The following is a 12,847-nucleotide window of genomic DNA, read 5'->3' on the forward strand; positions in this document are numbered from 1 at the left end:
AGTGGCCGCCAGCTTCTTTAAAGAGCACTACCCTCATGCACCACCCAGCGCATGCAGACCTACCAGCCTTCGTGGCACGGAACATGTTTTGTGCCGGACATTGGAGGGCGCACCCTCAAACCGCCCGACTGGCCGGCAAAACATGTTCCGTGCCACGAAGGCGCTAAAGAACTCAAAACAAGGTCATTCACCATCCGCGCCACAAAGGCGCTAAAAAACTCAAACACGCTCACTCATCACCCGTAACACAAAGGCATTTAACAACTCAAACACACCCAGCACACCATCCACAGCAAAACGGCACCCAAGCACCCCCCACCCCCGCCCAGACCCACACTATCAGGGAAATCCCCACACAATTTCCCATTGCAGCGCGCCCATTATTTCTTTAGTGTACGTAGGTATATGCAAGTGCATAGATAAAGGCAACGACGCGGATTGCGGCTGGTTGAGTTTTATCGAAGCGTCGTTGCAAGACCCCAACGGGGTCCTTCAACGGAGGCAGGGCATGGAAATAGCAGTACTTGGGGGCGGCCATGGATGCTACGCAGCGGCGGCCGATTTAAGTGAACAGGGCCATACCATTCGCCTCTGGCGGCGCGACGCAAGCGCATTGAAGCCGGTGCTGGCCACATCAACCATCTACCTCAAAGACGACCACGGCGAGCGTCCCGTCATCATCGACACCGCCACCACCGACATCGGCGAAGCCGTAAACGGTGCCCAGCTTATTCTCATTCCTTCCCCAGCCATTGCCCAACAGGATATCGCGCGTGCCCTGGCACCGCATCTGAAAGACGGCCAGGTCGTGTACCTGCCGCCCGGCACATTCGGCAGCTACATCATGGCCGAAACCGTGCGCCAACTCGGCTCCACCGCCGACGTCGCCTGGGCCGAAACCGGAACCTTGCCCTGGCTGGCACGCAAACACGGCCCCAACACCGTGGCCATTACCATGCGTGCCACCCGTCTACCGACTGGCGTGTATCCCGCGCGACGCGCCGACCATGCCATGCAAGTCATTGCCGGCGCCTTTCCTTGCATCGAGCCGTCTGAAGACGCCTTGTCGGGCGCACTGATGAACGCCGGCCCCATCATTCACCCCCCGCTCATCATAATGAACGCGGCGCCCTTGCAGCATTTTCCCGAGTGGGACATCCACAACGAAGGCACCCAGCCAGCCGTACGCGCAGTCACTACTGCGCTCGACAACGAGCGCATCGCCATCCGCGAGGCCATCGGTTACAGCGCCCCGCATTTCCCGCTTTCCGATCATTACGAAAACGACCAATGGATGTACGGAGATTCGCATAAAAAGCTGGTCGATTCCGGCGACTGGCGCGAACACATCGACCTGTATACCCATCGCTACATGACCGAAGACACCGTGTTGGGTCTGGCGCTACTGGCTTCGGTTGCCGATTGGGTGGGCTGCGATGCGCCCGTGGCAAAGGGACTGCTTGCCATCGCAGGGGGCATCCTGGGCAAAGATTTGCGCAAGGGCGAACGTACCCTGGGTGCACTAGGGCTGGATACGCTTTCAGTCGAAGAAATGCGGCAGATGCTGCTGCAAGGGAAATCAGCATGAATACCGTTGCTGACGCGGCGACGGAAACGGCCGCTGCGCGCGCGGTCGCCGCCAGCCCGCACGCAAGAATAGTGGCACTGGGCGCAGGCCGCATGGGCCGGGGCATAGCCATGGCATATGCCCTGCGCGGTCATGCGGTTGCCATTGTCGACTTCAAGCCGCGCGATGCGGCAGCCTTTGCAGAGCTCCAGCAAAGCGCCATGCACGAGCTGCGTCTGACACTTCAACAACTGTCCGAACTTGGATCGGTTCCCGCCAATCAGATCGACCATTGCCTGGGCCTGATCTCGGTGCATGGCGTGGGCGAAGCCCCCCAGGTGCTGGGGGCCGCAGAAATCATTTTCGAAGGCGTGCCCGAAACGCTTGAGGCCAAGCGAGATGCACTTGGGCGGGCAGGCGAACTGGCCAATCCGAAAGCGCTGATCGCGTCCACCACATCTACCATGCTGGCCTCCGACCTGGCTCCAATGGTCAGCCGGCCACAGCGTTTCATGAACGCGCATTGGCTCAACCCGGCCTACATCATTCCTCTTGTTGAAGTCAGCCCGCACGACGGCACAGATTCCGCAGCCGTCGACCAACTGCTTCACAGCCTGGAGTCTATCGGCAAAGTGCCCGTGCGATGCGCCTGCAGCCCGGGCTACATCGTTCCGCGGCTGCAAACCCTGGTCATGAACGAGGCCGCCCGCATGGTCGAAGAGGGCGTGGCAACTGCCGAACAGATCGACCTGGCCACGCGGCACGGGCTGGGTTTTCGCTTTGCAGCCATCGGCGTGCTTGAGTTTATCGATTACGGCGGAAACGACATCCTGTTTCATGCCAACAACTATCTTGCCAAAAACCTCGACGCAAACCGCTATGCCATGCCGGACATCGTTCGACAGTACATGCAGGAGGGCAAAGTGGGCTTGCGGTCGGCAAGCGGATTCCATTCCTACGAGGGGCTGGACCTAGAAGCGTACCGGCGCGACGTGCTGGCTCGAACCCTGGGCATGCTCAGGCACTTCGGCCTCGACACCCCAAGCGCCACTTCCAACGACGAAAAAGGGAACTAGACGATGAACAAGATCATGCAGGCGTTGTTGATATCAGTGGGCGCGGCGGCGGTAATGGCCCCGGCCGTGGCGCAAGACATTCCTACCATTCGGGTGGGCTGGACCATTCCAGCCGAAGAAGCCAAGTACCTGATGATGAAGCGGCCCGAGCTGTTCCCCGAAGTGGGCAAAACCTACAAGATTGAATGGTCGCAGTTCCAGGGCACGTCGCCCATGGTGCAGGCCATGCGGGCCGGTGTGCTCGATTGCTCGACCATGGCTCCGCTGTCGATGGCTCAGGGTTATATTGAAAGCGGCCTTGAAAGCTACATAGTGGCCCAGCACGTACACGAAGAAAAAGGCTATTTCTCGCCCTACTGGGCAGTAAAAAAGGACGGCAACATCAACAAGCCCGAAGACCTCAAGGGCAAGGTCATCGGCACCAACGCCTACGGGTCGGGCGTGTATTTCCAGATGGTGCTGTGGCTCAAGCAGCACGGCATCGACCCCGAAAAAGACGTCAAGATCGTAGAAACCGGCTTCCCGGCGTCGGCCGATGCCATCCGTTCGGGCCGTGTCGACGCGGGTCCGCTGGTGCAGCCGTTTGCGCTGCTTGCCGAAGAAAAGGGCGACATCCGCAAGATGTTCGCGTTATCAGAGGTGCAGTCTCCCACCGTGCAGATCTTCGAGGCCTGCAGCAAGGCATACGCCGACAAAAACCCCGAAGTCGTCAAGGCGTACGTCAAGGATCTTCAACTGGCAATGAACAAGTTGCTTGAAGATCGCAGCCTGGCGGTGGCTGTAGCTTCCGAGGTAACGCGCGCCCCGGCCGAGCTGCTGGACAAATACCTGTTTACCGAAAAAGACTTTGCCCACGCGCCCGATATGGCTCCCAACCTCGAATCCATTCAGGAAACCATCACTTTGCAGCACGAAGCGGGATTCCTGGCCAAGCCAGTGGATGTGTCGAATTTCGTACGTGAAGACATCATGGCACCCATCAAGTAGTACCTGACCAAGCTTTGCTGCAGCGTTCCAGAATGCGCCGTCTGGTCATTCCGAAAGCGCTGCAGCAACGATCCAGCCAACCGAACTCATCGCCTTTGAACAGGCCCGGACTCAATGATTACCATCGAGCAACTTGGCAAGACCTTCCACACCGCCCGCGGTACCTCGCACACTGCTATTCGCGACATCTCATTGCAGGTGCCCGACGGCCAGTTCGTCTCCATCCTGGGGCCCAGCGGTTGCGGCAAAAGCACCCTGCTATATATCGTGGGCGGCTTCGAGCACGCTACTGCCGGCAGCGTCAAGGTGGATGGTCGCGTCATCGATAAGCCCGGTCCGGATCGCGGACCGGTCTTCCAGGAATACGCCCTGTTTCCCTGGAAGACCGTCATCAGTAATGTGGCCTATGGGCTGCGCGAGCAGGGCATGGCAAAGGCACAGGCCGAAGAAAAGGCCATGTCATGGCTCGAAAAGGTAAAGCTGCGCGACTACGCCCACTTCTATCCGCGCGAGCTTTCGGGCGGCATGCGTCAGCGCGCCGCCATTGCGCGCACCCTGGCGTACGAGCCGGCCATTTTACTGATGGACGAGCCGTTCGGTGCCCTGGATGCTCACACCCGCATCAAGCTGCAAACCGGCCTGATGGGCCTGTGGGAGCAACTGAAAAACACCGTGCTGTTCGTAACGCATAGTGTTGAAGAGGCGGTTTACTTATCCGACCGGGTTGTTGTACTTAGCGGAACGCCGGGTACTGTGCGCGAAATCGTCGATATCGACCTGCCTCGCCCGCGTGTTCGCGCCGAGCTGCTGCGCTGCCCCAAGTATCAAGAGTACGTCATTCATCTTGAGCAATTACTGGTGGGCGAGGTGGCGGCATGAAAACCAATCACCAGGCGCTACGCTGGTACGAGAACCCGGCGCTGGCCTTTCTGGTAGCGGTTGTGTTGGTAGGCCTGGTGTGGGGCGCGCTGTCGCGCCTGATGGGGTTCAGCTCTTTTCCAGGACCCATCACTGCGATAAAAGAGCTTCCCGCCATCGTGTTCGACCCGAACGCCATCTGGGCCATCGCGCAATCCACCGGGCGGATGTTTGCCGGCTATGCATGGGCACTGATCTTTGCGATACCCCTGGGCCTGGCCATGGGGCGAAGCAAGGCCGTGTACGACGTGTTTTACCCCTTGGTGTCGTTGGCCTACCCCATGCCCAAGGCCGCGCTCATGCCAATCCTGATGCTGTGGTTCGGGCTGGGAAGCTTTTCAAAGATCCTGGTAATTGCCATGGGCGTGAGCCTTCCCGTGCTGTTTCACAGTTACCAGGGCGCAACCCGAATCGAAAAAAAGCTCGTCTGGACCGCACAAGCCATGGGCATGGGCCCCGTAAGGCGCCTGTTCCGCGTAGTGCTGCCCGCTGCCTTGCCCGAGATTCTTATCGGCTGCCGCGTAGGCGTGGTCATGGCGCTGATTGTGATGGTGTCTTCAGAAATGATCGCTCGCCAGGAGGGCGTCGGCAATTTGCTGTTTACCTCGATGGATATGGCCCAGTACGCCACGGTTTACGCCGTCATCCTTGTGCTGGCCGTCATGGGCTTTGTACTGGACTGGATCTTTGAACGAGTGCGCCGATACCTGACCCACTGGGCCGAGTCCGCCGGCGGCACATCCTTGCATTAGCAATGTGGAGCATCATGATTTGCCTTTCCTTCAAGCACGCAACGTTTCATGGGGCAGGCCATGACTAGGCCCGCTACGGCTGCCAGCGGGGTCATGCCTCCGGGCCCCCGAGCCGCCGTGCAATGGCGCCGGCTGTCATTCTTCAAGCGCCTCCTCTCGCCTTTGGCGGCGTTGATAATCTGGGAAATGGTGTGTCGGCTGGGGTGGGTAGAACCGCAGCTGTTGCCGGCCCCAACGGCCATCGTCGTTCGCATGATCGATCTGGCCTCGGCAGCCGAATTCTGGCAGCACTTTGGAATCACCCTGTACCGTCTTGTGCTGGGCCTGGTCATTGCCATTGTGCTGGGGGTGACGCTGGGCCTGGCCGCCCAATTGTCGCGTGCCAGTGCTGCCGTGCTCGACGCCCTGGTGCGGCTATTGGCACCGATTCCCAAGATTGCGCTGTACCCCGCCCTGATCCTGATACTGGGGTTCGAGAACTTGTCTAAAATCGCGCTCATCGTGGCCGACGCCCTGTTCCCGATCCTGATGGCAACCTGGGCTGCCGCCCGCAGCGTTGACCAGAAGTTGATCTGGTCCGCCCGCGCCGCCGGCACCAGCCCAAGCGCCTGCCTGTGGAAGGTTACCCTGCCCGCAATCGTACCCACCGTACTGGCGGGTGTGCGGGTGGCCGGCGTCATTGCTTGTGTCATCGTCTTCCTGGCAGAGATGATCGCCTCGACCGACGGCCTTGGCCACATGCTTACCGTTGCCGCGCGTGCCTATCGCACGCTGGATATGTTCGTGCCCCTGGTCTGGATCTGCGCTGTGGGGCTGGCATTGAACACCTTCATCGGATTCGTCCAGCGCAAGCTCGACCATTCCGGCTGAAGGAACAGAAGAAGGAATATGAATGAACGCGGCCAACACCAAGTTCAAGCCGCTTCAGGCTGATGCGCCCGAAGCTCCTCCGTACCTGGGGCACGACACCTTCATGCCCTATGTCCTGAATCAGGCCACGGCAGCGCTCAATGCCGATTTTCAACAGGTATTGCGCAGCGAAGGCATGACCCTGCTGCATTGGCGGGTGCTGGCTTTCTTGATGGAAACCGACGGCCTTGGGGTCAGTGCCCTGGGCCGGTTCACCGGTGTGGATCAGGCCACGCTGTCGCGTGCGCTGACAGTCATGGAGCGCTCGGGCTATGTGGCACGCTTGCCTAACCCCGAAGACAACCGCATGGTGGCGATAAAGATTCTGCCCGCAGGTAAAGAACAGTTCCGGCATGTGCTGCCCCTGGCATGGGAGATCTACATACGGGCCGTGCGCGGCCTGAGTATGGAAGAGCAGGCCACCTTGCATTATCTTTTGAACCGCATACGCGAGAACATGACCGAAACACGAAAGGAAGGGCGGCGGGTAATGGCGTAGCATTACACTTAGCCTGACGCGTATTTTTTGTATTTCCTGACTGATTCGTGCCTTTACCACTTTCTGATACCGCCCTTGAAGACGTCAAGCTGGTTTCCTTGCGCGAGTTTGTTGACGAGCGTGGAAGCTTTATGGAGCTGTTTCGCGCCGGCACCTACCACGGGCTTCCTGGCCAGACCGGTTCCTTTGTTCAGGATAATTTCTCGAGCTCCAGGCGTGATGTGTTGCGCGGCTTGCATTTTCAGCACCCAAACGGACAGGGCAAGCTTGTGCGTGCGGTATACGGAAGCGTCTATGACGTAACCGTTGACATTCGGGCGGGCTCGCCGTCCTTTGGCCAATGGCAGGCAATTACCTTACGGCACGACAAGCCGCAGCAACTTTGGGTGCCGCCGGGGTACGCGCACGGCTTTCTGGTGCTGTCTGACTTTGCCCTGGTCGAATACAAATGTACCGAGTATTACTCCCCAGAGACCGAGTCGTGCCTGTACTGGAACGATCCACACCTGGGCATTGATTGGCCCACCGACGCGCCCCTGGTGTCAGAAAAGGATCGAAACGGCCAAACGCTCAAGCAGTTGCTTGAAGCCGGCCGATGCCCCAGATATGAATGACTATGCGGCGCATAAGAATGAGGCGGCCAGCGGTTGTTTCTGCTGCCGGCCAGGCCTGACAGGTTTACACACGTGAACAACAAAGTTTTGATAACCGGCGCGCGGGGTCAGTTGGGCCAGGCTTTGCTGCGCGCACGTCCGTCAAGTTGGACAGTTAGTGCATTCGGTTCAGACCAGCTCGATATTTCCGATGCCGATGCAGTGGGTCGCGCGGTGCAACGGATACGCCCCACGTTAATCCTCAACGCCGCTGCCTATAACGCCGTAGACCGTGCCGAAACAGACACCAGTCGCGCCATAGCCGTAAACGCCGACGGGCCTTTGAACCTGGTGCGGGCCGCCAAGCAGGTGGGAGCACGGCTGGTACATGTTTCTACCGACTACGTGTTCGACGGCACGGCACGACAGCCGTATGGCGAACTGGCAGAGCCAAATCCGGTGAATCTGTACGGCCGGTCCAAGTTGCTGGGTGAACAGCAGGTTCTGGCCGAGCAGCCACATGCCCTGGTCGTGCGTACCGCCTGGGTGTATAGCGACGCGCCCAATAATTTTGTGGCAACGGTACTGAAGGCGGCGAGGGGCGCGAAGCCGCTACGTGTGGTTGATGATCAGACCGGTGCCCCGACGTTTGCCGCTAATCTGGCACAGGCCATTGTTGAACTGGCCGCGCATGGGGATGCCGACGCAGGTATCTATCACTATACCGGCGCAACGGCCTTGACCCGGTATGAATTCGCCAAGGCCATTCTGGAAGTTGCCGTGTCAATTGATGAGGAAGATAGGCCCGAAAATGCCAAAGCAATGTCTGCATATCGCGCTGCGCTTGCATCACTTCAAGCCATCTCGTCAAACGAATATCCCAGCGCGGCAATCCGGCCCAACTATACAGTTCTGGACTGCCGCAAAATTATGCGCCTGGGAATAGCCGTTAAACCTTTGATGCACGACCTTCCCCACGTCGTGCGCCAGTTGATGCAAAGCCGGCGGTAGCCAGCCGAGCCTTCGACAGAGCCTGCCAAACCTGCGACAGAACTAGAATACGAACTGAACTCCCTTATCAGCGTCTGTGTATTCATGAACATTCTTGTCACCGGCGGAGCCGGCTTTATCGGTTCTGCCATGGTGCGGCACCTGGTCGCGCAGGGTGCCGACAAAGTCATCAATGTCGACAAACTTAGCTATGCCGCCAACATGGCCGCGATTGCGTCGGTCATGCACAGCCCGCAACACGTCTTCGAGCAGGTTGATATCTGCAATCGAGCCGAACTCGACCGCATCTTTGCCCAGCATCAGCCCCAGGCCGTCATACATCTGGCCGCAGAATCGCACGTAGACCGATCCATTCATGGTCCCGATGTCTTCATACAGAGCAACGTGACGGGTACCTACACCTTGCTTGAAGCGACGCGCCAATATTGGCAGGCCCTGCCCAATGCCAAACGCCAGGTGTTTCGCTTTTTGCACGTTTCAACCGACGAAGTGTATGGAGACCTGGCCGACAGCAAGCAGCGGTTTACCGAGCAAACCGCTTACGCACCCAGCTCTCCGTATTCCGCAAGCAAGGCCGCGTCCGACCACCTGGTTCACGCGTGGCATCGCACATATGGTCTGCCCGTTCTAATAAGCCACTGCACGAACAATTACGGCCCCTATCAATTCCCCGAAAAATTGATACCGCTCATGACCTTGAATGCGGTGCAGGGCAAGCCGTTGCCTTTGTATGGAAACGGCCTTCAAGTGCGGGATTGGCTTCATGTTGATGACCACGTAGTGGCCTTGCAGACCATTCTCGAGAACGGACGGCCGGGCCAGACCTACAACGTCGGCGCCCACAACCCCCGAACCAACATCGACGTCGTCCGCGCCGTGTGCCACTTTCTTGATGAGATGCACCCGCAGAGCCGGCCGACACGGGAAGACGGCACATTGGGTTCACACGAACAATTAATTGCTTATGTGCAGGACCGACCCGGCCACGACCAACGATACGAACTGGATGCCCGCAAAATTCGGGAAGAACTGGGCTGGCGCCCGGTGCACGACTTCGCGAGCGGCTTGAGGCAGACCGTGGCCTGGTATCTGGACAATTACGCGAGCAGTTCCTGATTTGAGAAACGGCGGGCGAAGGGGTACGCAACGCCATATCCGCGTCAGACGTGATGGTATTCATTGACAGCGCCGACCGCTGAAATAGAATGTCTTAGAAGTCGCATTTGGTATCTTCTTCGGCATTATGTGGGAGGCGCAGTATGGACTTGAACCGGTTTAAGGCCGAGCACGACGAAATCATCAATGGCATCAACGATCTTCGCAATCTTTCACATGCGGGTGTTGTCGGCAACGCGGCAGAAATAGCACAGCGCCTGACCGAGCTGAATGCGGTGGTGACGCGTCATTTGGCCGTCGAAGATCGCATCCTGTATCCGGCCGTACAGAATTCCCCGAACCCCGGGTTGGCGAACATGGGAAAGGCATACCAAGAAGAAATGACCGGCATCGCAAACGCGTATATTGCCTTTGGCCGGCGGTGGAGCGCTATCGCTTCATTGCAAGACGACCCTGAGGGCTTCCGCCAAGCTGCAAACACCGTGCTTCGAATGGTGTACGAGCGCCTGCAAAAAGAAAACCGCGAGTTCTACCCGGCGGTAGAGTTGATGTAGTTGTGCGTCCGGCTTAACGCAAGATTTCGAACAAACCCACTATCCAGATCACCTGGAACAGCAACATCAAGGCCGCCAGCACCTTCTGATAGGTTTCTGATTCCACAATCAGCGCGGTGCCCGTGCCTAAAATAAAGAAGCCTTGTCGTAGCGGGTAATCCCAGTTGTAATACAGCGCGTAATACTCCGGGCCTTTCAAAAGCGTGTCGACAAGGTCGGCGACAAACAAAAAAAGCAGGGCGCTATAAAACCAGCGCCGCCGAGCCAGAAAGTACCCGCGAAAGCCCTTGTACTCGTCGATGCGATCCGGAAACAGCAAGGCGGCAATCACGGCAAAAATGCCGGCATACACCAGCAAGAAAAAGTAAGTTCCAAAGCCCCAGCTTTGCTTCTTGAACAGCGCAAACTCAAACCACCAGAAGTGCGCAATAAACAGCAGAACAAAGGCCACCCAGACGATGTGCGTGAAATAAGGCTTTTCTTGCCCCGGGTGCTGAATAAAGCGCGTCAGGCCGGTGACCAGCCTTGACACCGCAATACCCAGAATCATGCCAATGAAAATGCGGATATGGACGAACGTTTCGTGCGCGTCAGGGATATGGGGTACGTCGTTCATGCGGGTGCATCCTTGTCGACGGCGGCGGCAGGTGGTTTGGAAAGAATGACGCGCCACGCGAATAGCGTGTATTTATACACGCATTTGGTTTCCGCGCGCGCATCACCGTTGCGTCAGAGCCGCAAAATACCCCGTTCAACCTGCAAACTTATTCACCCAGTATGCCGTAGAGGCGTCGTGGGCAACGCCATTCCGGGGTTGCCCGCCCGATAGCTCTGCGGTGATTCCCTTGGCCAGCACCTTGCCGTACTCCACTCCCCACTGGTCAAAGGGGTTGATGCCCCACACTACCCCTTGCACGAACACCTTGTGTTCATACAGCGCCAGCAAGGCACCCAGGGTATACGGGGTGAGCTTTGGCAGCACAATCAGGTTCGACGGGCGACCACCCGGATGCACACGATGCTTGGCCAGCCATTTGGCTTTCTCGGGTTCTATTCCGGCCTCCAGGCATTCCTGCAAGGCGTCGTCATAGGTTTTACCCTGCAACAGCGCCTCGCGCTGCGCCAGGCAGTTTGCCAGCAGGCTGCGGTGGTGGTCGGGCCAGTGGTGGCCGGCTTCCTGACAAACGATAAAGTCAACCGGAGCGCCGTCGCTGCTTTGATGCAGCCACTGAAAGAATGTGTGCTGGGCATCGGTACCCGGCATGCCCCACACTGCCGGACCGGTGGGTACGCTGACAGGATCGCCGTTCAAGTCTACAGATTTACCCAACGATTCCATTTCCAGTTGCTGCAGGTAGGGCACCAGGTTGGACAGACGGAAGTCGTAGGGGGCGATATTGAGGGAGGCATAGCCTAACGCGCAACGGTTAACTAATCCGGCCAGTGCCATTTGAATGGGGGCATTGCTTTCGAAGGGGGCGGTGGCAAAGTGCGTGTCCATGGCCGAAGCCCCTGCGTGCATTCCTGCCAGAACGTCGGTGCCTACAGCAAGGGCTGTGGTCAGGCCGACAGAGGACCACAGCGAGAATCGGCCGCCCACCCAGTCCCACAGGCGGAAAATCTGGGACTCCTTGGCGCCCCAGGCCTTGGCGAGGTCAGGTCGGGCGGTAACGGCGATTACGTTGGAGAATGGGTCGGCAACGCCAGCGCTGCGCTGCCACTCGACGGCGCGCTTCCCGTTTTCCAGGGTCTCGGCGGTGGTGAAGGATTTTGATGCGAGTACGATCAGCGTGTCGTGCGGATCGAGGCCGGCCAAAGCGCCCTCGATGGCGTGGCCGTCGATGCTGGCCGCGAAGCGCACCTGACGCCACATGCCCGCGTACCCGAAGGCGCCTACGGTAAGGCGGACACCCCAGTCACTGCCACCGATGCCGATGTGCACAATGTTGCGCCAGCGGCGCTCGGAATCGGCATTGCGAACGAATTCAATCATGCGTTGACGCTCGGCATTGACCGATTCAACCGGGGCGGGGGCGCGAAGCATGGTGTGCCAGGCGGCGCGCTCTTCTGTGGTGTTTATGGGTTGGCCGGAGAGGAGTTTGTCGCGGTGGTAGGTGAAGTTGCGGGCGGTAAGAAGGGCTGCACCTGATTCTGCCAGTTCCGGCGAAAACAATTGTCCTGTGAGGTCGAGCGATACGCCGGCGGCCTCAACTAGCCTTAGTCGCCTAGGATGGACCGTAGCTGCTCGACCATTGCGCACGAATGATGACCATTCAGGTTGATCAAGTAAGTTGGAGCTGGTTGGCATGAGGGGGGCGGTGGTCACGCGAGTCTCCAAATATTATGTCCGCAAATTGTAAGGTTTAAATGGCGTGTGCGTGATTTGCGACTACAACAATATAACGTGGTAACTTTGGCTTGCTCGGCGGAGTACCCCAATCCGGAAATGTTACTCTGGCAGAGAGTAAACGAAGCTAGCTAAGAATTTCTTGAATATGTTGCCCAAACGTCTCAGTGGAAGTCTCGAAAATGGGCTCGATTTATCAGTAGCCCTCGGGATTTTTCTTTTTTATTCATTGATGTTGTCTTTGCCACGCGGGTATAACTATGGAGCAGTGATTTTACTAGTCGGTGGGATCGCCACCTTGTTCCGACGCCAAACTGTCCCTTTAACCTTAGGGGATAGAACAATAATTTTTCTGTTGCTGGCCGTTTTCTGCGTCGGAGTATTTAGTTTTTTCTACCATAACAACCCGCTCCGCAGTCTCGACCTGACAAGTCGGTATTTACTCACGATTCCGATTTTCTACTTGTTGATCACCCGGAGGCCTGACATCCGCTGGGTGTGGTCAGGAGTGGCTATCG

At 58.1% G+C, this 12,847-nt stretch carries 13 protein-coding genes and 1 pseudogene; 12 read left to right on the forward strand and 2 right to left on the reverse strand.

Annotated features, from left to right (window positions below; genetic code table 11):
• Positions 1-508: 508 nt before the first annotated feature.
• The 11 genes from Q1J88_RS11850 to Q1J88_RS11900 all read left to right on the forward strand — a co-directional run bounded on the left by Q1J88_RS11850 (position 509) and on the right by Q1J88_RS11900 (position 9,982).
• A complete protein-coding gene (locus Q1J88_RS11850) occupies positions 509-1,588 on the forward strand; it encodes an NAD/NADP-dependent octopine/nopaline dehydrogenase family protein (RefSeq protein WP_301117926.1) in 1,080 nt (359 codons plus the stop codon).
• Entirely contained in the window at positions 1,585-2,643 is a 1,059-nt protein-coding gene (locus tag Q1J88_RS11855; RefSeq protein WP_301117928.1) for a 3-hydroxybutyryl-CoA dehydrogenase, read from the forward strand. Before Q1J88_RS11850 ends, Q1J88_RS11855 begins: the two co-directional genes overlap by 4 nt.
• 3 nt (positions 2,644-2,646) lie before the next feature.
• Positions 2,647-3,630 carry an ABC transporter substrate-binding protein gene (locus Q1J88_RS11860; RefSeq protein WP_301117930.1) on the forward strand — a complete coding sequence of 328 codons (984 nt, stop codon included), beginning with the start codon at positions 2,647-2,649 and terminating at the stop codon, positions 3,628-3,630.
• Between the two features lie 114 nt (positions 3,631-3,744).
• The gene (locus Q1J88_RS11865; protein ID WP_301117931.1) at positions 3,745-4,509 is read left to right on the forward strand and encodes an ABC transporter ATP-binding protein; all 765 of its coding nucleotides are present in this window, start codon (positions 3,745-3,747) and stop codon (positions 4,507-4,509) included.
• On the forward strand, positions 4,506-5,300 hold the full coding sequence (locus Q1J88_RS11870; RefSeq protein WP_301117932.1) for an ABC transporter permease: 795 nt from the start codon (positions 4,506-4,508) through the stop codon (positions 5,298-5,300). Before Q1J88_RS11865 ends, Q1J88_RS11870 begins: the two co-directional genes overlap by 4 nt.
• Positions 5,301-5,360: 60 nt before the next feature.
• The gene (locus tag Q1J88_RS11875) at positions 5,361-6,170 is read left to right on the forward strand and encodes an ABC transporter permease (protein ID WP_301117933.1); all 810 of its coding nucleotides are present in this window, start codon (positions 5,361-5,363) and stop codon (positions 6,168-6,170) included.
• A 22-nt stretch (positions 6,171-6,192) separates the two neighbouring features.
• A complete protein-coding gene (locus tag Q1J88_RS11880) occupies positions 6,193-6,708 on the forward strand; it encodes a MarR family transcriptional regulator (protein WP_301117934.1) in 516 nt (171 codons plus the stop codon).
• A 47-nt stretch (positions 6,709-6,755) separates the two neighbouring features.
• On the forward strand, positions 6,756-7,322 hold the full coding sequence (gene rfbC / locus Q1J88_RS11885; protein WP_301117935.1) for a dTDP-4-dehydrorhamnose 3,5-epimerase: 567 nt from the start codon (positions 6,756-6,758) through the stop codon (positions 7,320-7,322).
• Between the two features lie 72 nt (positions 7,323-7,394).
• The gene (gene rfbD / locus Q1J88_RS11890; protein WP_301117936.1) at positions 7,395-8,312 is read left to right on the forward strand and encodes a dTDP-4-dehydrorhamnose reductase; all 918 of its coding nucleotides are present in this window, start codon (positions 7,395-7,397) and stop codon (positions 8,310-8,312) included.
• A gap of 84 nt (positions 8,313-8,396) precedes the next feature.
• A complete protein-coding gene (gene rfbB / locus Q1J88_RS11895) occupies positions 8,397-9,428 on the forward strand; it encodes a dTDP-glucose 4,6-dehydratase (protein ID WP_301117937.1) in 1,032 nt (343 codons plus the stop codon).
• A 143-nt stretch (positions 9,429-9,571) separates the two neighbouring features.
• A complete protein-coding gene (locus Q1J88_RS11900; RefSeq protein WP_301117938.1) occupies positions 9,572-9,982 on the forward strand; it encodes a hemerythrin domain-containing protein in 411 nt (136 codons plus the stop codon).
• A gap of 13 nt (positions 9,983-9,995) precedes the next feature.
• Here Q1J88_RS11900 and Q1J88_RS11905 read toward each other — a convergent pair whose 3' ends face one another.
• Together Q1J88_RS11905 and pgi are read right to left on the reverse strand one after the other, a co-directional pair.
• The gene (locus Q1J88_RS11905) at positions 9,996-10,598 is read right to left on the reverse strand and encodes a hypothetical protein (protein WP_301117939.1); all 603 of its coding nucleotides are present in this window, start codon (positions 10,596-10,598) and stop codon (positions 9,996-9,998) included.
• Positions 10,599-10,733: 135 nt separating this feature from the next.
• Positions 10,734-12,308 carry a glucose-6-phosphate isomerase gene (pgi, locus tag Q1J88_RS11910; RefSeq protein WP_301117940.1) on the reverse strand — a complete coding sequence of 525 codons (1,575 nt, stop codon included), beginning with the start codon at positions 12,306-12,308 and terminating at the stop codon, positions 10,734-10,736.
• Between the two features lie 169 nt (positions 12,309-12,477).
• On the opposite strand from pgi, the pseudogene Q1J88_RS11915 reads away from it, so the two are divergent.
• A pseudogene (locus Q1J88_RS11915) lies at positions 12,478-12,847 on the forward strand (hypothetical protein); the annotation flags it as partial.

This window comes from Pusillimonas sp. (genome assembly GCF_029263785.1).
Classification (GTDB): Bacteria; Pseudomonadota; Gammaproteobacteria; order Burkholderiales; family Burkholderiaceae_B; genus Pusillimonas.

Excerpts from the sequence above, each read along its gene's own strand:
- Q1J88_RS11850 (WP_301117926.1), top strand. The coding sequence starts at position 509 with ATGGAAATAGCAGTACTTGGGGGCGGCCATGGATGCTACGCAGCGGCG.
- Q1J88_RS11865 (WP_301117931.1), top strand. The coding sequence starts at position 3,745 with ATGATTACCATCGAGCAACTTGGCAAGACCTTCCACACCGCCCGCGGT.
- Q1J88_RS11860 (WP_301117930.1), top strand. The coding sequence starts at position 2,647 with ATGAACAAGATCATGCAGGCGTTGTTGATATCAGTGGGCGCGGCGGCG.
- Q1J88_RS11870 (WP_301117932.1), top strand. The coding sequence starts at position 4,506 with ATGAAAACCAATCACCAGGCGCTACGCTGGTACGAGAACCCGGCGCTG.
- Q1J88_RS11880 (WP_301117934.1), top strand. The coding sequence starts at position 6,193 with ATGAACGCGGCCAACACCAAGTTCAAGCCGCTTCAGGCTGATGCGCCC.
- Q1J88_RS11875 (WP_301117933.1), top strand. The coding sequence starts at position 5,361 with ATGACTAGGCCCGCTACGGCTGCCAGCGGGGTCATGCCTCCGGGCCCC.
- rfbB (WP_301117937.1), top strand. The coding sequence starts at position 8,397 with ATGAACATTCTTGTCACCGGCGGAGCCGGCTTTATCGGTTCTGCCATG.
- Q1J88_RS11900 (WP_301117938.1), top strand. The coding sequence starts at position 9,572 with ATGGACTTGAACCGGTTTAAGGCCGAGCACGACGAAATCATCAATGGC.
- Q1J88_RS11905 (WP_301117939.1), bottom strand. The coding sequence starts at position 10,598 with ATGAACGACGTACCCCATATCCCTGACGCGCACGAAACGTTCGTCCAT.
- Q1J88_RS11855 (WP_301117928.1), top strand. The coding sequence starts at position 1,585 with ATGAATACCGTTGCTGACGCGGCGACGGAAACGGCCGCTGCGCGCGCG.